The following is a 21430-nucleotide window of genomic DNA, read 5'->3' as shown; positions in this document are numbered from 1 at the left end:
GCCAACCCGGCCGGCTGTAACACGCGTAACATGGCGGGGCCCCCAATCGCCCCAATCGCCCCCGCCCCCATGCCCGCCCCGCTCGTCCATATCGACCTGTCCGCGCCCTACCGCGTGAACGGCCGGCCCGCGCGCTACCAGTCCGTCTGGCTGCTGGCGCGCATCTGGCTGGCCACCGCCCGCGACCATGAAGACCTGCCTGCCGCCGCCGTGCGCGCGCGCTTTGCGGAGGCTGCCGATGTGCGGATGATGGTGTCGCGCGCGTTTGCCGATTTCGCGCGCTGGGGGGTGCCGGTGGGCTGGGGCGGCGACACCTCGGCGCCCATCGACCATCTGCGCCCGGCCCGACGCAGCCGGGGCCCGTTCTGGATGCCGCCCGCCAGCGCACGGCGCCTGCGCTTCGCAGCCGGCGGCAAGGCGCTGGGCGCCACCGCCGTGGCGCGCTGGCTGGGCCAGTCCGCCGCCGATAGCACCGATGCGGCGCTGCCCGCCGCCGACGATGGCCTCGGCTACGTGATGCGCGACATGGCGTTCTGGAGCCACCTCACCCAGGCCATGCGCGGCGCGCAGGACGGCGTGCCGGGCACGGTCGATGCCGGCGTGGCCGAGTTGTTCCGCGCCGCCCAGCGCAGCGCGGCGGATGACTTCCAGCAGGCGCTGTCGCTGCTCAAGGAGAGCCTGGCGTGGCGCCGCAGCGACCGCCTCGACCAGAGCCGCGCGGCGCTGCGCCGCTTCCACCGCGTCGTCGCGCGGGGCGGCGTCAGCGCGGCCCTGCCCACCTTTGCGGCGATGGGCCACGTAGTGCGCGCGTGGGAGCACTACGCGCGCGGCGACCTGGACACCGCGCAGGGCGAGCTGGCGCGCCTCAACGCCGATGCCGAGCTACGCCCGGTGGTGCGCTACAACCCGCGCGTCCGCTTCGAGACGCTGAACCTGGGCGCACTGGTGCGCAAGAGCCTGGCGCTGCGGCCGGACGATCCCAAGGCCAAACCCGGCAAGGTCGATCGCCCCACCGCCGCGCGCGACGCCCTCCAGGCGTTCTCCGGCGCGCTGCAGGCCGGCTACGAGGCCGATTCGGTCGACGCCGTGCAACACGCCGCCGCCAATATCGGCTGGTCGCTGTGGCTGTTCTGGCAGCACGGGCTGGTCGATGAAGGCCGCGCGCTGGCCGCCGGCGACGTGCAGCGGCAGGCCATGCGCTGGCTGGGCCTGTCCGAATGGATCTGCGACCGCTTCGGCGTGGGCGGCGGCTCGGCCTGGAACACGATCTTCCTGCTGCGCGTGGCGCGCGGCACCGCCGACGTGGAAGCCCCCGACAGCGTGGCCGCGTTCCGCAGCCAGCGCCCCCTCACCGTGGCCGCCGCCATCGACGCCCTGCGCCCCTTCCACGCCCCGTTCGCGCCGGCCAAGGGCTTCGTGCGCTGGTCGTCGGTGGCCGCCTTCGCGCTTGAGGAGCACGACGCTGGCCACGTGCGCTACAACGCGCTCCAGCTCGCCAACCTGCTGATGGAATCGGCCTGGTACCTCACCCACGAGCAGGGCGCCACGGCCATCGCCTATACCGCGATGGAGCGACTGGCGCAGCAGATCGGCACGCTCAGGCCCGCCGAGCGCGGCTTCTTCCGCGCCGGCCTGCGCGCGTTCCCGCCGGAGTTGCGGGCGGCGGCAGCCGAAGCCATGCGCCGCCCGAGCCTCAGCCGCTGAACTGCACGGCCCCAACCGGCAGCGCGCGGCGGCGCCGAGCGTCAGCCACCCCCGCCACATCCCCCGCCCGGCCCGGAAGCCGGAAGAACGCCACCGCCTCATTGAGCATGCGGCCCTGTTCGTCGAGCGAGCGGGACGCCGTGGCGGCCTCGTGCACGAGGGTGGCGTTCTGCTGCGTGACCTGATCGATCTGGACGATGGCCTGGTTGACCTGTTCGATGCCCCGGTTCTGCTCGGCGGACGCTGCCGCGATCTCGTCGACGATGCCGGTCACGCGGGCCACCGCCTGGGTCACCTCGCCCATCGTCTTGCCGGCCTCCCCGGCCAGCACCGCGCCCTCGCTCACCTGCGCCACGGAGACCTCGATCAGCGCCTTGATCTCCTTGGCCGCGCTGGACGAGCGCTGCGCCAGCCCGCGCACCTCGCTGGCCACCACCGCGAAACCGCGCCCCTGTTCCCCGGCGCGCGCCGCTTCCACGGCCGCGTTGAGCGCGAGGATGTTGGTCTGGAAGGCGATGCCCTCGATGATGCCGGTGATATCGGCAATCTTGGCCGAACTGGCGCTGATGCCGTTCATGGTGTCCATCACGCGCCCCACCGTGCCGCTGCCCTGCTGCGCCACCGACGCGGCGTTGCGGGCCAACTCGCTGGCCTGGCGGGCGTTCTCGGTGTTGTGGCGCACCGTGGCGGTCAGCTCCTCCATGCTCGCGGCGGTCTGCTCCAGTGACGCCGCCTGCTCCTCGGTGCGTGCGGACAGGTCCGCGTTGCCGCTGGCGATCTCGCCCGTGGCATCGACGATGCTGGCGCTGCCCTGACGCACGCGCGCCACGGTTTCGGTCAGGCGGTCGTTCATGTCGCGCAGCGCGCCCAACAGGCGGCCAGTCTCGTCGTCCGAATTCACGTCGATGTGCATGCCCAGCTCGCCCCGCGCCACGGTGCGCGCCACGTCCACGGCGCGCTGGATCGGGCCGGTGATGGCGCGCGTCAGCAGCAGGCCGCCCATCAGCCCGGAGACCACGGCGGCCAGCGACACCACGACCAGGAGGTTGCGCTGCGTGCCGTAGTCAGCCTCCAGCGCCGCCACCATCTCGTGCTGGCGCTCGCGCGTGAAGCCGGCGTAGGCGTCGGTGGCCTTGACCAGCTCGGCCAGCAGCGGACGGCACTCCGCATTCATCTTGGCGATGGCCGCCTCCTGCTTCTTGTCCAGCGCGAGGCCGACGATGGCCGTCGCCACCGGGCCGTAGCGCGCTTCCACGCTGGCCATGCCGGCCACGAGGCCGCGCGCGGTCTCGCTGACGCCTTCGCGGGACACCATCTCCCTGAGCTTGGTCATGCGCGCCGCCACATCGTCATGCGCGCGCAGCACCTCGGCCTTTTCCACGTCGAGGTCCGCCTGCGTGGTCACCAGCACCAGATTGCGCGCGGCAATCGCGCGGCGGTCCACGGCGGAGCGCAGTTGCGCGGCCACCTCGGCCCGCGCGTTGAGGCCATCGACATAGGCCTTGAAGCCGCTGGTGGCACGGTTCAGCGCGTACAACGACAGCCCCGACACCAGCAGCACGACCAGCGCCAGCGTGCCAAAACCGGCCACGAGCTTGGTCTTGATGGAAAGATTGCGAAAGCTCACAGTGATCCCCTTTTCCCGAAGGCATGCCTGTCCGATAGGCATGCCGGATGCATGTCACACGCACGCGTGACGGCCGAATCGCTGAGAGCCCGTTCCCCACTCGCTGGCACATCGCGATATGACTGGCTCTGCCCTTGCGGGCGCGCTCGCGATTTGGCGCGCGTACGCGCCGTGCTCTGTCTAGTGCGTGGGCTAACGGCAGGCCGTGGAAAGCTTTACCCCTCCTGCGGGAGGGGTATCCGTAAGGGGGGAATGGTTAACCCGTGAGAAGTGACGGGACCGCCGGTTTCCCCCGTCAATCCGGCTTGGGACGGGGTCGCATTCTAAAGTTGCATTTGTAATGCATATTTTATAGAATCGATTCGTCGCGGCGTTCGGCCGTGAATTCAAGCGAGCAACGATGTCCGTCCTGCTGCCGATTTCTCCCCCCTCCCGTCCCGACGCGGGCTATCGCGGCCTGCCCGTCTTCGCGCTCGGCTTCCGTCCGTTCTATTTGCTCGCCGCCGCCTTCGGCGCACTGGCCGTGCCGGCCTGGGTGGCGCTCTACCTCGGCTGGTGGCAGCCGGCCGCGCAGCCGTGGATGGGCACCATGGCCTGGCACGCGCATGAAATGGTGTTCGGCTTCGCGGCGGCGGTGGTGGTGGGCTTCCTGTTCACCGCCGGCAAGGCCTGGACCGGCCTCCAGACACCGCAAGGCCCCTGGCTGGCCGCGCTGGCCGGCACCTGGCTGGCGGCGCGCATCCTGATGTGGGCCGGGCCGGCCTGGGCGGCCATCGCCGTGGATGCGGTGTTCCTGCCGCTGTGCAGCTTCAGCTTCTACCGCCTGCTGCGCCGGGCCAAGAACAAGCGCAACATGGGCCTCGCCATCGCCATGGGGGTGCTGGGCGCGCTGAGCCTGGCCTTCGACCTCGCCGTCGCCAGCGGCCATCTCGGGCTGGCTTTCCAGATGGCCGACGCAGCCACCGGGCTGGTCGTCGTCTTCGTCACAGTGATCGGCGGCCGGGTGATTCCGATGTTCACCACCAACGGCGTGCCGGGCACGCGCATCCGCCGGGTGGAGATGGTCGAGCGCGCCGTTATCGCGCTGACCCTGCTCGCCATCGTCGCCCATGCCTCGATGCTGTCGCCGCTGGCCACCACGCTGCTGGCGCTCGGCGCGGCGGCGGCGCACGGCATCCGGCTGGCCGGCTGGGACCCGCTGCGCACCTGGCGCAAGCCCATCGTTGCCATCCTCCACTTCGCCTATGCCTTCCTGCCGATCGGCTTCCTGCTGATTGCCGGCGCCGCGCAGGGCTGGGTGGACCGCTCCACCGCGCTCCACGCGCTGACCGTCGGCGTGATCGGCTGCGCCATCGTCGCCATGATTACCCGCACCGCGCTTGGCCACACTGGCCGGCGGCTGGAAACCGGCCATCTGGAACACCTGGCCTACGCCTGCATCGTGCTGTCCGCGCTGGTCCGCGTGGCGCTGCCGATCTGGCTGCCGGCGCTCAAGGCGCAGGCGGTGGCCGGGGCCGGCGCGCTGTGGGTGGCGGCCTTCCTGCTCTACCTCGTCAAATACACCCCCTACCTGTTGCGGGTGCGCATCGACGGCAAGGACGGCTGATGCGGGGCTCCCGATGGACGTGATACGATGACCGACAACTGGGGCGTGACTTCGATGCCCCAGTCAATCCATCACCGTTCCTCCAACAAAAAACGGGAGACATCGATGTTCAAATTCGCCGCAGCCCTTGGCGCCGCCGTGCTGTTTGCATCGGCCAGCGTGCCTGCCATGGCCCAGTCCGCGGACGTCCAGTCCGTCACCACCACCGCCGAAAAGCTCCGCGTCGCCATGGTCGATCCCGACCAGGCCGCGCTCTCCGCACTGGTTGCCGAGACGCTGAGCTACGGCCACTCGGGCGGCCGCCTCGACACCAAGGCCAGCTTCATCGGCGACCTGCTCGATAAGAAGTCCGATTTCGTGTCGATCGCCATCACCGACCAGACCGTGTCCGTCTCGGGCGATGTGGCCGTGGTGCGCCACACGCTGTCCGGCGAGACGCTGGATAGCGGCAAACCCGGCACGGTGAACCTGAAGGTGCTTCAGGTCTGGCAGAAGCAGGGCGGCGCCTGGAAGCTGCTGGCGCGGCAGGCGGTCAAGGCCTGACGCGCCCCCGGACGTTATATGACGTCCTATGTTTCGAATGCCTCCTTCGGGAGGCATTTTCGTTTTGGCGCGTCGTATGATGACGGCTTCCCGGTCGTGATTCCGCGAGGTTGACCATGCCTATCGCCTATCTGCGCAGTCTCACGGCGCGCCAGCGCACTGCCTATTCGAACCGGCAGCTAGCCGGTTTCCTGTGCTTCGTGGCGGGCGCGGCCAACGCCGGCGGGTTCCTCGCGGTCAAGCAGTACACCTCGCATATGTCCGGCATCGTCTCGGCGATGGCCGACGATCTCGTGCTCGGCAACTTCGCCCTGCTGCTCCAGGGCCTGGGCGCCTTCCTCTCCTTCCTGCTCGGCGCCGCCTGTTCCGCCATCACCATCAATTGGGCCCGGCGCACCGGCCTGCGCAGCGAATACGCGCTGCCGCTGGTGCTGGAAGCCGCCCTGCTGCTCTGCTTTGGCCTGATGGGCGCGCAACTGGGCCTGAAGCAGTGGCTGTTCGTGCCAGCCACGGTGATGCTGCTGTGCTTCATGATGGGCCTGCAGAACGCGATGATCACCAAGGTTTCCAACGCCGAGATCCGCACCACGCACGTCACCGGCATGGTCACGGACATCGGTATCGAACTGGGCAAGCTGTGCTACTGGAACTGGGCGCCGCCATTGGGCAACCGGCGGCCGGTGACGGCCAACCACGACAAGCTGCGCATGCTCGCCCTGCTGGTGGGACTGTTCTTCGGCGGGGGCGTGGTGGGGGCGCTGGCGTTCAACGGCATCGGCTACACGGCCACGATTCCGCTGGCGGCCCTGCTACTGCTGGTGGCGCTGGTGCCTGTGCTCGACGATCTACTACCGCGCCTCTTCCTGCTGCTGCGCGCACGCCGGCTGGCGCGGCGCAGCCGCCGCTGGGGCCGCCGGCGTTAGTCGCCCGGCCAGCCCGCCAGCCTAGGCCCGCGCCRCGCGCCGCACCGCCTGCGGCGGGAGGCCGAAGCCGCGCACGAAGGCCTCGCGCATATGCCGGCGATCCCGAAAGCCGGTTTCGCGCGCCACCACGTCCAGCGGGTGGCGGCTCTGTTCGATCATCAACCGCGCCGCCTCCAGCCGCAGGCTTTCGATGGCCTTTGCCGGCGACTGCCCGGTCTCCGCGGTAAAGATCCGGCTGAACTGGCGCGGGCTCAGATGCACCGACTGCGCGAGTTCCTCCACCGTCAGCGCCTGGCTCAGATTTTTGCGCGCATGGTCGATGGCGCGCTGGATGCGGTCTGACTTCGGCGCCATGTCCAGCAGCTCCGAGTGCTGCGACTGCCCGCCCGCGCGCCGCTGCACCATCACCAGCTTGTGCGCGAGGGACCGCGCCGCGTCCGCGCCAAGATCCTTCTCGACCATCGCCAGCGCGAGGTCAAACCCGGCCGTCATGCCCGCCGAGGTCCAGATCGGGCCATCGACGATATAGATACGGTCGTCCTCCACGTGGATGCCCGGGTGCTGCTGCTGCATCGCGCGCGCGTACGCCCAGTGCGTGGTGACGCGCCGGCCTTCGAGCAACCCCGCCTCGGCCAGCACGAAGGCGCCCGTGCAGATCGACGCCGCCCGCCGGGCGCGCGGGGCTGCGCGGCGCACGAAGTCCAGATGCGCCGCCGGCGTCGGCGTGGCGACCGGATCCCCCACGCCAACGATGATCCACGAATCCACCGCCGTGCGCGGCCCGACGGCGCGCGTCTCCACGCGCATGCCCAGCGACGAGCGGACCGGCCCGCCGGCTATCGAGTAGTTGTCGATGGCATAGAACGGCTCCCCCGCCACCATGTTGGCGTACTCGAACACGCTCTGCGTGGCCAGCGCCATCACCTGGAAACCATCGATCAACAGAAATCCGATGCGATGCATTGATCACTCCGCGCCACGCCGTGGCCTATGTCCTGAATCCGTACCATAAACGTCATTTCGGCCATCGTCAAACGACCCTACGATGACATCCATGGATTCGACGAATCCGATCCGACGACACAAACCGATTCAAAGGAGCATCACCATGGCAATCACCCCGACCCCTCCCCTCGGCACGGCCCTGATCACGGGCGCCTCCACCGGCATCGGCGCGCTCTACGCCGAGCGGCTGGCACGGCGCGGCTACAACCTGATCCTGGCGGCACGCAACCGCGAGAAGCTGAACGCGCTGGCCGCGCGCATCACGGACGAAACGCGCCGCGAAGTGGAAGTGCTGGTGGCGGACCTGAACGACCGCGCCTCGCTGGCCACGGTGGAAGCCAAGCTGCGCGAGGACGCCAGCATCACGCTGCTGGTGAACAACGCCGGGGTCGGCACGCACACGCCGCTGCTGGAGAGCGACGTGGACAATATGACGCGGATGGTCGACCTGAACGTGACCGCGCTGACGCGCCTGACCTACGCCGCCGTGCCCGGTTTCGTGGCGCGCGGGCAGGGGTCGATCATCAATATCGCGTCGATCGTGGCCGTGGCGCCGGAGATTCTCAACGGGGTCTATGGGGCGAGCAAGGCCTACGTGCTGGCGCTCAGCCAGTCGCTCCATCACGAGTTGAAGGACCAGGGCGTGCGCGTGCAGGCGGTGCTGCCGGGCGCCACCGCCACCGATTTCTGGGCGATTGGCGGCCTGCCGGTGGAGCACCTCGACCAGAACATCGTGATGCCGGCGGCGGCCATGGTCGATGCGGCGCTGGTTGGTTTCGACCAGGGCGAACTGATCACGATCCCGTCGCTGCACGCCCTCGACACATGGCAGGCCTATGAAAGCGCCCGCCAGTCGATGATGGGCCAGCTGTCCCGCAACGCGCCGGCCCCGCGCTACGCCACGGCGGGCTGATTTTTATCGCAGCCCAAGCGAGTCAAGCGTCTCCCGCAGGCCCAGCAGCTCGACCATGGTCGCGCCCTGGGCCAGCCGCTCGCGCATCTGGGCCTCCTTCTGCTCGCGCGCCGCGCTCGCGGCGATGACTTCGGGCACCTCGTCGGCGGCCACGATGACGAGGCCGTCGCGGTCCCCCACCACGATGTCGCCGGGCCGCACCGCCGCCCCGCCCAGGATCAGCGGCAGGTTCAGCTTGCCCGGCTGGTGCTTGTTGGTGCCGCGAATGCTGAGCCCCCGGCAGAACACCGGAAAGCCCATCTCGACGATTTGCGAGGCATCGCGCACCGCGCCGTCGATCACCAGTCCGGCAATGCCGATCTGCTGCGCCGCGAAGGTCAACACATCGCCCCACGGGCCGGCATCGACGAACGCTTTCGCGTCCACCACGAGTACATCGCCCGGGCGCGCCTTGGTCAGCGCGTAGTGGATCATCAGGTTGTCGCCGGGACGGATGTCCACGGTCAGCGCCGGGCCGGCCAGCCGCATGGTCGGGTCCAGCGGCGCGATGCGTGGGTCCACGGCGCCGCGCTGGCCCTGCGCCTCGTGAATCGTGGCGGTGCCCAGACGCTTGAGCTGGTCGAGCTGGGCGGCGGTAATCGAAGTGGTCATGGCGAAGTTCGATGAAGATCAGTCAACGGTCGCGCCGGAGCGCTTGACCAGCGATTCCCAATACGGCAGTTCCTTGCCGATAAAGGCGCGGAACTGGGCCGGCGTGCCGCGCACATCGCCCGAGCCCATCTCGGCCAGCTTGGCGGCGACGTCCGGCTCGCCGAGCACGGCGTTGAGGTCGTCGTTGAGGCGCTGCACCAGCGGCGCGGGCGTCTCCGCCGGCACGAACAGGCCGTACCAGTTCTCGATCACGAAGCCCGGGAAGCCGGCCTCCTGCATGGTCGGCAGATCAGGCAGCGCGCGGGCGCGCTTGGCGCCGGTAGTGGCCAGCGGCCGGACGCGGCCCGACTTGAGCTGCGGCGCCAGCGCCGTGGTGGTCTCGAAGGCAATCGGCACCTGCCCCGCCAGCACATCACTCAGCGCCGGCCCCTGTCCGCGATACGGCACGTGGATCAGGTCCAGATGGCGCTCCAGCTTCAGCAGTTCGCCAGCCAGATGCTGCGGGCTGCCGCTGCCGCCGGACGCGTAGCTGTACTTGCCCGGCGACGCCTTGACCAGATCCACCAACTGCCCCACGTTATTGGCCGGCAGCGCCGTGTTGACGTAAAGCACCAGCGGCACGGACGCCACCTCGCCCACCGGGGCCAGCGCGCGGGTGGGGTCCAGCTTGAGCTTGTACAGGGTGCGATTGATGACGATGCCGGTGTTGTTGCCGAGCAGCGCCGTGCAGCCATCGCCCTTGGCGCGGCCCACGAACTCGGTGCCGATATTGCTGCTGGCGCCGCCCCGGTTGTCGACGATGACTGGCACGCCCAGCCGCTTCGACAAGCCCGGCGCGACGATGCGCGCGAGGATGTCCGTCGTGCCGCCCGGCGGATAGGGCGAGACGATGCGCAGCGTGGCGCAGGGGTAAGCGGGGGTATCGGCAGCGGCGAGGGCGGTGGAATTCACGCCGGCAAAGATTGCGATAACGGTCGCGGCCAGCACGAAACCGGCAGCCGCGCGCCGGCGCGGGTGGGAGGGGAATGCCATGTCTGTCTCCATCTCTATTTATAGTGTGCGAGGGGCCGGGAGCCCCTTCGCGGCGCCAGGCTCAGTGGCCGGCGCGTTGCAGCGTGTGATAGCCGAACTGGCGACGGGCGTCGCGCAGCGCCATGCCCTCCAGCGCGGCGCCGAGAATCTGGTCCTCCACGTCACGCGTGCGCAGCGCGCGTTCGAACACTTCCTGCGCGCGGGCCTGCGGCACCACCACCACGCCGTCCGGGTCCGCCACGATGAAGTCACCGCTGGCCACGCGCACATCGCCCAGGCTCACCGGCTGCTCCACCGCCCGCACCTGCACGCGGTCCTTGCCGGTGCGCATGAACCGGCCGCGCGCATAGAGCGGATAGCCGGCCGCGTCGGCCTCGGCGGTGTCCCGGCAGACGCCGTGGATCACCGTGCCGCCCACCCCGCGATGCGCGGCCAGCCGGCTCATGATGCCGCCCCAGACCGTGCAGTCCATGCGGCCCGCGTTGTCGAGCACGGCCACGGCGCCCTGCGGAATGTCATCGAGAAAGTCGCCCACCGTGCCCGGCGTGGCCAGGTCCACCGGCACGAAGGCCACGGTGAAGGCCGGGCCGAACACCCGCGGCTGGCCGGCGATGTGCTGGATGCCCAGCGCGCTGCCGGGCAGGCGGAAATAGTCGAGGGCGTCCGAGATCTCGGCGGTCGAGAGTTGGCGGGCGCGGGCCAGCCAGTCGCCGGTGTGGGTGGGATTGGGGGTGTCGCTCATCGTGCTGCGTCTCCTGCTGCTTTTCTGTTTTCCTACCGATGAACGCAGTTTCAAGTAAAGTCCCATCGAGATCAAACATCGAAAAATGGACTCGACTTCAATAAAAATGAACTTGCGGCAGCTACGCTATTTCTGCGAAGTGGTCGATGCGGGCAGCGCGGCGGAAGCCGCCAACCGGCTGTTCGTGGCGCCCACGGCCATCAGCATGCAGCTTGGGCAGCTGGAATCGCTGCTCGGCGCGCCCGTGTTCGACCGGTCCCGCCGCCCGATGACGCTGACCGCGACCGGCCAGTTTCTCTACCCGCGCGCCAAGGACCTGCTCGCGCAGATGCGCCGGCTGGACGAGGAGGCGCGCGCCATCGCCGCCGGCAACCTCGGCTGGCTCGGCATCGGCTTTACCCGTTCGGCTATCTTCTCGATCCTGCCGGCGGCGGTGCAGCGCTTTCGGGAGCAGTATCCGGATGTGCATCTCGATCCACTCGAACTGCTGTCCGAGCACCAGCCAGCGCAACTGCGGCGCGGGCGTATCGACGTGGGCATCTCGCGCTATGTGGGCGAGTTCGAACGGCCGGCGGACCTGCACTACACCACGCTGTTCGAAGACCCCTTCGTGGCCGCCGTGCCGTTGCAGAGCCCGCTGGCACAGCGCAGCGCCATCGCCGCGCGGGAGCTGGACGCGCTGCCGCTGATCCAGTATCCGAAGGACCCGCAGAGCGTGTTCGCCAGCCATATGGTGGCGGCGCTGCGCGACGCCGGTGCCCATCCCACCCCGGGGCATGAGGCCATCGAGATCCATACCGCGCTGGGACTGGTGGCGGCCGGGCTCGGCTTCACGCTGGTGGGCGCGTCGGTGGCGGCGCCGAACCGCACCGACGTCGCCTTCGTGCCGATCGACGATCTCCGCGTGCGCGCCACGCTGGTGGCCGTGACCCGCGCCGGGACATCGAGCCCGGTGATCGACGCCTTCGTGGCCGCCCTCGCCGCCTCCCGCCCCGCCTAGACCGTCACCACAATCTTGCCGAACTGGGCGTTGGACTCCAGGTAGCGGTGCGCGGCGACGATGTCGTCGAAGGCGAAGCGGCGGGCGATGACCGGCGCCAGCGAGCCATCACGCACGCCGTCGAGGATGAACGCCTTGGCCGCCGCCAGCTTCGCCGGGTTGCCGATGACCTCGTGGACGAGGTAACCGCGCAGCGTCAGCCGCTTGCCGAGGACGGTGGCCAGCGGGAACGGCGTGGGCGCGGGGTCCAGCCCGCCGTATTCGATCAGGATGCCGCCCGGCGCCATGGCGGCGGTGAGCGGCGTGAACAGCGGGCCGCCGATCGGATCGAAGACCACGCGCGCGCCCCGGCCGCCAGTGATGGCGTCGATGCGCGCGGCCAGATCCTCGTCTTCCGATGCCACGACGTGGGCGACGCCCTGCGCCCGCAGCGCGTCGCCCTTGGTGGCGCGGCGCGTGACGGCAATCGGCGTGGCGCCGACCCGGTTGGCGATCTGGATGGCAGCCAGGCCGACGCTGCTCGACGCGGCCGTCACCACGACGAAGTCGCCCCGGCCCAGCGCGGCGATATCGATCAACGCGCCGTAGGCGGTCAGGGTCGGCATCCACAGGGCGGCGGCCTGCGCCCAGTCCAGCGCCGCCGGGTGCCGGACCACCGCTGCGGCCGGCATCGTAATGATCTCCCCGTAGGTCGGCCAGCGCGCCATCGAGATGGGCGGGATCACGCTAACTGCATCACCGACGGCCACCTCGCGCACCCCCTCCCCCACCGCCGCGACAATGCCGGCCGCCTCCAGCCCCAGCCCGGACGGCAGCGGCGGCGTTTCTATATAGATGCCCGCGCGCATCAGCGCCTCGGCCCGGTTCAGCCCGAGCGCCTTGACCCGGATCTGCACCTCGCCGCGCGCGGGCGGCGGCACCTCGACGTCTTCGATCCGGAGCACCTCCGGGCCGCCATGTGCGTGGAAACGGATTACGCGTGTCATCGGTGCCATCACTCGCCTTATTCGTCTTGATTGGGAACGAATACACTATGGCAGGCCGCCCATCCGCGATAAATGGCCGGTTTTCCAGAACACTGATAACCAGGAGTTTCTAATATGGACCGGCTGACTAGCATGGCCGTGTTTGTGAAGGCGGTGGATCTCGGCTCGTTTTCGGCCGCCGCCGACGCGCTCGAGCTATCGGGCCCGATGGTCGGCAAGCATGTCCGGTTCCTGGAAGAGCGGCTGGGCATGCCGTTGATCACCCGCACCACGCGGCGCCAGAGCCTGACCGAGTTCGGCCGCGAGTATTACGACCGCTGCCGCGTGGTGCTGGCCGAGGTGGACGCCGCCGATGCGCTGGCCGCCGACCATGCCGACAAAGGCGAGCAATCAGCCCCGCCGCGCGGCCGGCTGCGCGTGACCGTGCCGGTGCACTTCGGTCGGCGCTGCGTGGCGCCGGTGCTGCTGGCGCTAACGCGGCAATATCCCGGGCTCGAACTCGACCTGTCGTTCAGCGACCGTTTCTCGGACTTGATCGAAGACGGCTTCGACCTGGCCATCCGCACCGGGGAGCCGGACGACAAGGCCGGTGTGGTGGCGCGCCGCGTGGCGCGGCAGATCATGATCGTGTGCGCGTCGCCCGGCTATCTGGCCGAGGCCGGCACGCCGCTGGGGATCGATGACCTGGCGGGGCATCGCGCCGTGGTCTACCGGCGCTCGGGGCGCATCCGTCCGTGGCAGTTGCCGGGCGACGATGGCGCGCCGGTGCCGCTCCTGCCCGCCCATCAGGTGCGGATGGACGATCTCGACGCCCTGGCTGACGCCGCCGCGATGGGCCTCGGGCTGGCATGGCTGCCGTACTGGCTGGTCCGGGACCGGATTCAGGCGGGCACGCTGGTCCACCTGCTGCCCGAGCGGCCCGGTTTTCCCTACGATGCCTACGCACTGTGGCCGCACACGCCCCACACGCCCCACCTGCCACGCAAGGTGCGCGTCGCCGTGGAGGCGCTGGCGGCCGAACTGCCGCGCATGATGGCGTGAAACCACGAGTGCTGGGTGGCTTCCTCGACCTGTGGCAGCCCCGCTCGCTGATCGTCGATGCCGGCACCACCGCACCGGCCAGCGGCAGCTTCCCGGCCGTGGTGGCCTCGGACTGGACCGGCGTGCCCGGCGACGCCACCGACGGCACGATCCGCAACGCCGCCGTGTTCGCCGCCAACATCGACTACGTGGCCACCGTGACCGCGTAGCGCACCGCCGCGCAGGCGCTAGAACACGCCGAGCGCGATGCCGGCCGCCAGGCCGGCGCCCAGCTCGGCGCATTGGTCCAGGTCGTCCTGGTCGATCTGCTTCGTGGCGAGGATGGCTTCGGGCGTCTGTGCGTGCGTGCAGACAATCAGCGTCGGCGCCACGCGGTTGAGGCGCCAGCCGGTGGCGATGCGCTCGACCTGCCGCTGCGCGTTCTGGCCGTCACTGCCGGCGCAGATCATCGCCGCGTAGGGGCGGCCGTTCACGCGGTCCAGCACCGGGTAGTAGCAGCGATCGAAGAAGTCCTTCATCAGGCCGGACATCGCGGCCAGGTTCTCCGGGGTGGCGAACAGGTAGCCGTCGGCGGCCAGCACATCGGCCGCGCCGGCCTCGGTGGCGCGCAGCAGGCGGACATCCACGCCCTCCTGCCCGCGCGCCGCCGTGGCCGCCGCCTCGGCCATCTGCGCGGTGCCGCCGGTCATCGTGTGATAGACGATCAGTAAGGTCTTCATGGTGCGCCGACTCTACCATGTGGCACGGGCGGCACCGGCGCACCCGGGGGTACCGAATCGGCCTACTTGCTGCCCTTGACCGTGGTGTAGCTCGTGATCAGGTTGCGGTAGTCGGGAATGTGGTTCGAGAACAGCGTGCCGAGCCCCTCGATGTCGTTGCGCCAGTCGCGGTGCAGCTCGCACGCCACGCCGAACCAGCTCATCATCTGCGCGCCGGCCTGGGCCATGCGGTTCCAGGCCGCGTCCCGCGTGATCGGGTTGAAGGTGCCGGAGGCGTCGGTCACGACGAAGACGTCATAGCCTTCCTCGATGGCGGACAGTGCCGGGAAGGCGACGCAGACCTCGGTGACCACGCCGGCAATCAGCAGCTGTTTCTTGCCGGTGGCTTTCACGGCGGCGACGAAGTCGGCGTTGTCCCAGGCGTTGATCTGGCCGGGGCGCGGAATGAACGGCGCCTCGGGGAACATCGTCTTCAGTTCCGGGGCGAGCGGGCCGTTCGGGCCATCCTCGAAACTCGTGGTCAGCACGGTGGGCAGGCCGAAATATTTGGCGCAATCGGCCAGCGCCAGCACGTTGTTCTTGAACTTGTCGGGTTCGATATCACGCACCAGCGACATCAGGCCGGCCTGATGGTCCACCAGCAGCACGGCGGCTTGGGACTTGTCTAGGCGGTTGTACTTTTGGGTCATCATGCGCTCCAAAGGAAGCCTTGGGCGAGCGGACGGGCATCCGCCCGGCGGGGGTGGCCCTGCGGGCCAGACTCCGCTGCGAACGGCGGAGTGAAGTCCACTGTAGGCGATCCATCGGCAGCGCGGCAGTCGTGAATGCAACGCGCAGCGGGCCGGTGAAGGCGCGCTGCGCGGGACTGCCATCGGAAAAATCGGACCAGATCCGACCCGGTCAGACCAGATTGATCTCGATATGGATGTTGCCGGTGAGGGCCTTCGAGTACGGGCAGGTCTGGTGCGCGGTCTCCACCAGCGCCTGCGCCACATCGCGCGGCACGCCCGGCAGGCTCACGTTCAGGCGTGCCTGCAGCAGGTAGCCATCGCCGCCCTTGCCGAGGTCCACTTCGGCGTCCACGGCGGTATCGCCCGGCAGTTGCACCTTGCGGGCCTTGGCCGCGATGCCCATGGCGCCGATGAAGCACGCGGACCAGCCCGCAGCCAGCAGCTGCTCCGGGTTGGTGCCGATGCCGCTGGTGCCCGGCGAGGACAGCTTGATGTCCAGCCGGCCGTCGTCGCTGCGTGCCGAGCCGTCACGGCCGCCGGAGGTGATGTGGACTTTGCCGGTGTACAGCACGTTTTCGATACGGGTCATGTCGATTTCCAGTGTTTCGAGGTTGCGGGTTGAAGAGCGTGGATCCAATCGGGCAAATCAGGTGACGCAGGTGACGCAGGTGACTCAGGCGTAGGCGCCGTCGAGGTACGGATCGACCGTGCGTGCCGGGTCGGCCGAGACGCCGGTGCGGTCCATGCCGGCCACGATGCGGGCGCCGTCCGTGTACGGATCGACATTGCGGGCGCCATCGGTGAACGGGTCGACGTTGCGGGCGCCGTCGCTGTACGGGCTGCGGGCGTCCTGCACCGAGCGGGCACCGTCGCTGTACGGGTTGCGGGGTTCTTGCACCGAGCGGGCGCCGTCGGTGTAGACATCACGGGAGCCGGTGACGGCGGCTTGGGCGCCGGCAGCGGCGGCAACGAGGGCGACGGCGAGAACGAGGCGCTTGGCGATGGAGGTCATGATCGTATTTCCTTGAAGTTTGGGTTCGGTAATCAATTAAGGATTGCGAGGCGGGTTACGGTGCGTCTGGTTTGTTTCGCTTGCCGCGCTGCCACGGAATGCATTTAAGACGACGGACGTATCGCGCCCGTAGCGATTTGAGGGCCTTACTGTCAGGGCACGTATCGGTGCGGGAGCCAGATACAAAGGCGTACAAAAAGGGGCGGGGCGGAGGGGGAGGCAGATCGCGATCGGCGGGATTCGGGTGACGGATGGGGCCGAATCGGAGCCGGAGGAGACCAGATCGGACCCGAATCGGACCCAGACCGGGCAAATCGGACGCAACCGGGCCGATCGGCGAGCCCGCCGGCCACCGCCATGTATCACTCTGTATCTGGCGACGGCCTCGCCACAGTGGCATACGCCCAGCCGCGCTGGCGACACATCGGCGATATGCGCAGCGGGTCTGATCGAGGCAAGCCAATCTTCCTACCGGATGCCAATCATGACCCTGCTGATACTTGCCTATATAGGTGGCGCTCTCACCATCCTGAGCCCGTGCATCCTGCCGGTGCTGCCGTTCGTGTTCGCCCGCGCCGGCCAGCCCTTTGTGCGCAGCACGCTGCCGATGCTGGCCGGCATGGCGCTGACCTTCGCCGCCGTGGCCACGCTGGCGTCGGTGGGCGGCGCCTGGGTCGTGCAGGCCAATCAGGTGGGACGCTACGCCGCGCTGGTCCTGCTGACGATTTTCGGCGCGAGCCTGCTGCTGCCCGCGCTGGCGGACCGGCTGGCCCGCCCCGTGGTGGCGCTCGGCAACCGGCTGGCCGGCGATGGCGACACCTCCACGGTGTGGCGCTCGCTGCTGCTCGGCGTGGCGACCGGCATGCTCTGGGCGCCCTGCGCCGGCCCGATCCTTGGGCTGGTGCTGACCGGCGCGGCGCTCAACGGCGCCAGTGTGCAAACCTCGCTGCTGCTGGCCGCCTACGCGGCGGGCGCTGCCAGCTCGCTGGCCGTGGCGCTGGGCATCGGCGGCCGGGTCTTTGCGGCGATGAAGCGGTCGATGGGCGCCGGCGAGTGGCTGCGGCGCGGCCTGGGCGTGGGGGTGCTGGCTGGCGTGGCGATCATCGGCACCGGCACGGACACCGGCCTGCTGGCGCGGCTGTCCGCCGGCAGCACCACCGGCATCGAACAGGCGCTGCTCAATGCGGTGGAGAAGGCGCGCGACATGCCGCCGCAGTCCGCCAACGACGCCAATGACGCCAGTAACGCCAACAACGGCATGCTGCTGGCGGCTAACGACGCCCGCGTAGGCTTCCCGGGCGGTGTGTCGGGCGCCTTGCCCCCGCTGCCGGTCGAAGGCCGCCTGCCCGCGCTGGACGGCGCGGTGCAATGGCTCAACTCGGCCCCGATCACGCGCGAGCAGTTGCAGGGCAAGGTCACGCTGGTCTACTTCTGGACCTATTCCTGCATCAACTGCATCCGCTCCCTGCCCTACCTGCGCGCCTGGGCCGACAAGTACAAGGACCAGGGCCTGACCGTGATCGGCGTGCATACGCCCGAGTTCGCGTTCGAGAAGCAGCCCGAGAACGTGCGCCGCGCGGTGGCGGACTTCCGCATCGGCTTCCCGGTGGCCATCGACAGCAACTACAAGATCTGGCGCGCCTTCGACAACAGCTACTGGCCGGCGGCGTATTTCGTGGATGGTCGCGGCAATATCCGCCATCACCAGTTCGGCGAAGGTGGCTATGCGACCTCGGAACGTGTGATTCAAGCGTTGCTTGCGGAGGCCGGCGACAAGTCGGTGGCCACGGGACTGGTTGCGCCGGAGGCGCGCGGTGCGCAGGCCATGCCTGACCTGGACAACGTGCGCTCGGGCGAGACCTATGTCGGCTACCAGCAGGCCACCAACTTTGCCTCCCCCGGCGGCCTGCGGCCCGATGCGGCGCGCGACTACACGGTCGGCAAGCTGGACCTGAATAGCTGGGGGCTGTCTGGCCGCTGGACCGTGGAAGCGGAGCAAGGGACACTTGACCGCGCCAACGGCACCATCGCCTACCGCTTCCATGCCCGCGACCTGCACCTCGTGCTCGGCCCGGCGGCCAATGGGCAGGCGGTGCGCTTCCAGGTGACCATCGACGGCAAGCCGCCCGGCGCCAGCCATGGTGCGGACACCGATGAGAACGGCAATGGCGCGGTCACGCAAACCCGGCTCTACCAGCTGGTGCGGCAGGCGGGCGAAGTCGGCGACCACACGTTCGAGATCCGCTTTCTCGATCCGGGCGTGCAGGCTTACGCGTTCACATTCGGCTGATGTCTGAATACGTGAGTTAATCGTCACTTTTTCGGGGCTTCCTCCCGATTGCGGTAAACTACGCCCCGTTCTGCCGGCCGGGGCGTCGCTGCATCCAGCCCCACCCAGCATCATTTGCCCGGCAAACACCCCTCTGCTTCACCTTCGCTCCGGGGACTGCGCCGCCCATCGCGCGCAGCCGCCCGGTCATTGACCTGCGCCCCCCATCCGGGACCGATCCGGGACCGATTCGGAACCCATCCGGGACCCATCGTGGACCGCGCGCAGGACTGAATCCCTCAGGCAGTTTGTCTGACCCTCCCTCCCGGGGCACGCGCGCGTGTGCCGCGGGCGGATCCGTTTTCCGGAGGACAACGCAATGAAGAAGCCAGCCAGCCTTTGGCTGCTTGCGGCCGGGCTCCTGCCCGTCGCCGCCCACGCCGCACCGGGCGTGACCCTGTACGGCATCGTCAGCTCGGCGGTGCGCTATACGTCGAACATCGACGGACATCACAACGACCAGGCCGCACTGGTCTCGGGCGGCATGGTCGGCAGCCGCTGGGGCCTGAAGGGCGATGAAGACCTGGGCGGCGGCCAGCACGCGATCTTCCAGGTGGAAAGCGGCTTCGCCAGCGACGACGGCCGCGCGTCCTACAACGCGCTGTTCGGCCGGCAAGCCTGGGTGGGCCTGAGCGGCGACTGGGGCAGCCTGACCTTCGGCCGCCAGTACAACGCGCTCAACAACATCGGCTGGGCGTTCGATCCGCTCGACCAGGGCTGGGGCAATTTCTGGTCCGATCCGCTCTACATCGGCGGGGACATCTTCTTCCAGGACTACCGCATCGACAACAGCGTGGTCTACCAGCGCACCGTGGGGCCGTTCTCGGTCCAACTGGACTACGGTGCCGGCGAGCAGGCCGGCAGCATGGGGCGTGGCACCACGCTCGGCGGCGGGGTGAAGTACCAGCAGGGGCCGGTGGTGCTCGGCGTGGCGTACGACCAGCGCCGCAGCGACGATGGCGCCAACACGCTGCGCAACTACTCGGTGGGGGGTTCCTACGCGTTCGGCAAGGCCACGGCCTACCTCGGCCATATGGGCCGGCGCGAGTCCGCTGGGGATGCGCGCTTCGCCATCTCCTTCGTCGGGCTGGGCTACCAGCTGACGCCGGCGTTCCACGTCTCGGGCGCCTACTACCGCTACCAGCAGTCCGGCGACGTGACCACGCAGTTCCAGGACACCCCGGTGCGGCTGGGCGGCGGCAACGCGGACAGCATCGCGCTGGTGGGCGACTACGCGCTCTCCAAGCGCACCAGCGTCTACGTGGAGGCGGATATCGTGCATGCGCGCGGCGGCGCGGTGGGGCGGGAGACCGAGTACTGGGCCGGTACGCCGGCCACGGACGTGGACGATTCCACCCGCATCGGCGTGATGGTGGGCATGCGACACCATTTCTGAAGCCGCGCTATCATCGCCCGCTCAGTCCGTTACATCTGTTAAACCCGGGAGCCGCGATGACCGCGAACATGGACACCATCGAGATCAAGGCGTTTCTGCCGGCGCAGGATTTCGACCTGTCGAAGCGTTTCTACCTCGACCTCGGCTTTACGGAGGCGTGGGGCAGCGACGAGATGGCCTACCTGCACGCGGGGCGCTCGAGCTTCCTGCTGACGCGCTTCTACGAGAAGCCGTTCGCCGAGAACCTGATGATGTCGCTGCTGGTGGTGGATGTGGAGGCCTGGTGGCAGCACGTGGTGGCCCAGGACCTGGGCGCGCGCTACGGCGTGCGCGTGAACCCGCCCGAGGACCGGCCCTGGGGCATGCGCGACTTCACGATCGACGATCCGTCCGGGGTGCTGTGGCGGATCGGCCAGTCCATCGACCAGCCGGCCTGATGGCTGCCTGATGGCTGCCTGATGGCTGCCTGATGGCTGCCTGATGGCTGTCCTGGCTCCCTTCCTTCCGCTTCACGCTTATGTCTTCCGATTCGATTCTTTCCCCCCGTGAGCCCGGCGACACCGCCTTCTACCAGCTGTTGGCCGATAGCTACCAGCGGCTGCTCGGCCGCACGCTGGTGCCCGAGCCGATGCCGGCCCGCAAGGCGGCCCGCTGGCTCTACGAGGAGGCGCCGTTCGCGGTGCTCGCCCACAACACCGCGCCCGATCCGGTCTTCGTCTACGGCAACCTGGCCGCCCAGCAGCGTTTCGAGTACGACTGGGCGGGCATCACGCGGCTGCCGTCCCGGCTCTCCGCCGAGCCGCCCAACCAGGCGGAGCGGCAGGCCTTCCTGGCGCGCGTCCAGCGCGTGGGCTACGAGACCGGCTACACCGGCGTGCGCATCACGCGCACCGGCAAGCGCTTCATGATCGAGGAAGCCACGCTGTGGCAACTGATCGACGCCGATGGCGTGCTGCACGGGCAGGCGGTGATCATTCCCCGGACGCGCGACCTGTAGGCAGGCGCCCCCGCCGTGACTTGAGCGTTACTTGACCGGGGCCACCAGCGGCACGCCCTTCCGGACGACGTACGTCGCCAGTTCCGAGGCCTTGCCGTGCCCCACGTTCTTGGCCACGTGCGCGGTGCCGTCCGGGATGAACAGCGCCTCGCCCGCCTTCAGCGTCACCGGCGCGCGGCCCTCCAGCTGGTATTCGAGTTCGCCCGCCAGCACGTAGGCGATTTCCTCGCCCGGATGGGCATGCTTGATCGAGACCGCGCCCGGGTCGAAGTCCACCCGCACCTGCACGGCTTCGCGCCCCGGCGTGCTCAGGTCGCTCTGCACCAGGTCCGTGCGGTGGAGGCCGACGTTCTGGGCGTGCGCGGCCTGGAACAGGCCGGCGCCGATCAGCAGGACGGTAGCGGCGAGGATGCGGCTGGAGGTACGGGTCGAAGTCATGGGAAGCCTTTGCGTTGCAGTGGAAAGAGTCGCCA

The 21430-nt window shown here is 69.2% G+C and carries 22 protein-coding genes and 1 pseudogene; 12 read left to right on the top strand and 11 right to left on the bottom strand.

Annotation, left to right across the window (positions count from 1 at the left end; all coding sequences use genetic code 11):
• The first annotated feature begins 69 nt into the window (after positions 1-69).
• Positions 70-1704: a hypothetical protein gene (locus AC1DFU_RS01030; protein ID WP_441592600.1), complete on the top strand. Its 1635-nt coding sequence runs from the start codon at positions 70-72 to the stop codon at positions 1702-1704.
• Here the strand turns inward: AC1DFU_RS01030 and AC1DFU_RS01025 are convergent.
• Positions 1694-3331: a methyl-accepting chemotaxis protein gene (locus AC1DFU_RS01025; protein WP_441592601.1), complete on the bottom strand. Its 1638-nt coding sequence runs from the start codon at positions 3329-3331 to the stop codon at positions 1694-1696. The two genes, AC1DFU_RS01030 and AC1DFU_RS01025, sit on opposite strands and share 11 nt — an antisense overlap.
• A gap of 400 nt (positions 3332-3731) precedes the next feature.
• Between AC1DFU_RS01025 and AC1DFU_RS01020 the strand changes: the two genes are divergently transcribed.
• The 3 genes and pseudogenes from AC1DFU_RS01020 to AC1DFU_RS01010 all read left to right on the top strand — a co-directional run.
• Positions 3732-4937, top strand: coding sequence for an NnrS family protein (locus AC1DFU_RS01020; RefSeq protein ID WP_092295609.1), 1206 nt, complete (start codon positions 3732-3734; stop codon positions 4935-4937).
• A gap of 105 nt (positions 4938-5042) precedes the next feature.
• Entirely contained in the window at positions 5043-5480 is a 438-nt protein-coding gene (locus AC1DFU_RS01015; protein ID WP_092295612.1) for a nuclear transport factor 2 family protein, read from the top strand.
• 116 nt (positions 5481-5596) lie between these two features.
• Positions 5597-6394: pseudogene (locus tag AC1DFU_RS01010) on the top strand (YoaK family protein); the annotation flags it as partial.
• 30 nt (positions 6395-6424) lie between these two features.
• Here the strand turns inward: AC1DFU_RS01010 and AC1DFU_RS01005 are convergent.
• Positions 6425-7366, bottom strand: coding sequence for a GlxA family transcriptional regulator (locus tag AC1DFU_RS01005; protein WP_477159841.1), 942 nt, complete (start codon positions 7364-7366; stop codon positions 6425-6427).
• A gap of 145 nt (positions 7367-7511) precedes the next feature.
• Between AC1DFU_RS01005 and AC1DFU_RS01000 the strand changes: the two genes are divergently transcribed.
• On the top strand, positions 7512-8321 hold the full coding sequence (locus AC1DFU_RS01000; RefSeq protein WP_441592603.1) for an SDR family NAD(P)-dependent oxidoreductase: 810 nt from the start codon (positions 7512-7514) through the stop codon (positions 8319-8321).
• A 3-nt stretch (positions 8322-8324) separates the two neighbouring features.
• Here AC1DFU_RS01000 and AC1DFU_RS00995 read toward each other — a convergent pair whose 3' ends face one another.
• The 3 genes from AC1DFU_RS00995 to AC1DFU_RS00985 all read right to left on the bottom strand — a co-directional run bounded on the left by AC1DFU_RS00995 (position 8325) and on the right by AC1DFU_RS00985 (position 10746).
• Positions 8325-8972, bottom strand: a complete 648-nt coding sequence (locus AC1DFU_RS00995; RefSeq protein WP_441592604.1) for a 4-carboxy-4-hydroxy-2-oxoadipate aldolase/oxaloacetate decarboxylase — start codon at positions 8970-8972, stop codon at positions 8325-8327.
• Between the two features lie 18 nt (positions 8973-8990).
• Complete coding sequence (locus AC1DFU_RS00990) at positions 8991-10004, bottom strand: Bug family tripartite tricarboxylate transporter substrate binding protein (RefSeq protein WP_441592605.1); 1014 nt, start codon at positions 10002-10004, stop codon at positions 8991-8993.
• 61 nt (positions 10005-10065) lie between these two features.
• On the bottom strand, positions 10066-10746 hold the full coding sequence (locus AC1DFU_RS00985) for an RraA family protein (protein ID WP_441592606.1): 681 nt from the start codon (positions 10744-10746) through the stop codon (positions 10066-10068).
• 106 nt (positions 10747-10852) lie between these two features.
• Between AC1DFU_RS00985 and AC1DFU_RS00980 the strand changes: the two genes are divergently transcribed.
• Entirely contained in the window at positions 10853-11746 is an 894-nt protein-coding gene (locus AC1DFU_RS00980; protein ID WP_092295630.1) for a LysR family transcriptional regulator, read from the top strand.
• Here the strand turns inward: AC1DFU_RS00980 and AC1DFU_RS00975 are convergent.
• A complete protein-coding gene (locus AC1DFU_RS00975; protein ID WP_092296203.1) occupies positions 11743-12732 on the bottom strand; it encodes a zinc-dependent alcohol dehydrogenase family protein in 990 nt (329 codons plus the stop codon). The genes AC1DFU_RS00980 and AC1DFU_RS00975 overlap by 4 nt on opposite strands.
• A gap of 114 nt (positions 12733-12846) precedes the next feature.
• Between AC1DFU_RS00975 and AC1DFU_RS00970 the strand changes: the two genes are divergently transcribed.
• Both AC1DFU_RS00970 and AC1DFU_RS00965 read left to right on the top strand, forming a co-directional pair.
• Positions 12847-13773 (top strand): LysR family transcriptional regulator, encoded by a 927-nt coding sequence (locus AC1DFU_RS00970; RefSeq protein WP_092295633.1) that lies wholly within the window; start codon positions 12847-12849, stop codon positions 13771-13773.
• Entirely contained in the window at positions 13770-13982 is a 213-nt protein-coding gene (locus tag AC1DFU_RS00965) for a hypothetical protein (RefSeq protein WP_441592607.1), read from the top strand. Before AC1DFU_RS00970 ends, AC1DFU_RS00965 begins: the two co-directional genes overlap by 4 nt.
• Before the next feature lie 18 nt (positions 13983-14000).
• Here AC1DFU_RS00965 and AC1DFU_RS00960 read toward each other — a convergent pair whose 3' ends face one another.
• From AC1DFU_RS00960 to AC1DFU_RS00945, 4 genes are all read right to left on the bottom strand, one after another.
• Complete coding sequence (locus AC1DFU_RS00960) at positions 14001-14492, bottom strand: flavodoxin family protein (RefSeq protein ID WP_092295639.1); 492 nt, start codon at positions 14490-14492, stop codon at positions 14001-14003.
• 62 nt (positions 14493-14554) lie between these two features.
• The gene (ycaC, locus tag AC1DFU_RS00955; RefSeq protein WP_092295642.1) at positions 14555-15181 is read right to left on the bottom strand and encodes an isochorismate family cysteine hydrolase YcaC; all 627 of its coding nucleotides are present in this window, start codon (positions 15179-15181) and stop codon (positions 14555-14557) included.
• Between the two features lie 211 nt (positions 15182-15392).
• Positions 15393-15812 carry an organic hydroperoxide resistance protein gene (locus AC1DFU_RS00950; RefSeq protein ID WP_092295645.1) on the bottom strand — a complete coding sequence of 140 codons (420 nt, stop codon included), beginning with the start codon at positions 15810-15812 and terminating at the stop codon, positions 15393-15395.
• A gap of 84 nt (positions 15813-15896) precedes the next feature.
• A complete protein-coding gene (locus AC1DFU_RS00945) occupies positions 15897-16238 on the bottom strand; it encodes a hydroxyquinol 1,2-dioxygenase (RefSeq protein ID WP_092296206.1) in 342 nt (113 codons plus the stop codon).
• 481 nt (positions 16239-16719) lie between these two features.
• On the opposite strand from AC1DFU_RS00945, the gene AC1DFU_RS00940 reads away from it, so the two are divergent.
• From AC1DFU_RS00940 to AC1DFU_RS00925, 4 genes are all read left to right on the top strand, one after another.
• Positions 16720-18525, top strand: a complete 1806-nt coding sequence (locus AC1DFU_RS00940; protein ID WP_441592608.1) for a cytochrome c biogenesis protein DipZ — start codon at positions 16720-16722, stop codon at positions 18523-18525.
• A 358-nt stretch (positions 18526-18883) separates the two neighbouring features.
• Positions 18884-19960 (top strand): porin, encoded by a 1077-nt coding sequence (locus tag AC1DFU_RS00935; RefSeq protein ID WP_092295652.1) that lies wholly within the window; start codon positions 18884-18886, stop codon positions 19958-19960.
• A 56-nt stretch (positions 19961-20016) separates the two neighbouring features.
• The gene (locus AC1DFU_RS00930) at positions 20017-20397 is read left to right on the top strand and encodes a VOC family protein (protein WP_092295655.1); all 381 of its coding nucleotides are present in this window, start codon (positions 20017-20019) and stop codon (positions 20395-20397) included.
• Between the two features lie 80 nt (positions 20398-20477).
• Positions 20478-20957 carry an MEKHLA domain-containing protein gene (locus AC1DFU_RS00925; protein WP_092295658.1) on the top strand — a complete coding sequence of 160 codons (480 nt, stop codon included), beginning with the start codon at positions 20478-20480 and terminating at the stop codon, positions 20955-20957.
• Between the two features lie 27 nt (positions 20958-20984).
• Here AC1DFU_RS00925 and AC1DFU_RS00920 read toward each other — a convergent pair whose 3' ends face one another.
• The gene (locus AC1DFU_RS00920; RefSeq protein ID WP_441592609.1) at positions 20985-21395 is read right to left on the bottom strand and encodes a cupin domain-containing protein; all 411 of its coding nucleotides are present in this window, start codon (positions 21393-21395) and stop codon (positions 20985-20987) included.
• Between the last annotated feature and the right edge of the window lie 35 nt (positions 21396-21430).

This window comes from Cupriavidus sp. 10L45, from assembly GCF_056395225.1.
This window is presented reverse-complemented; position numbering and strand designations above follow the sequence as displayed.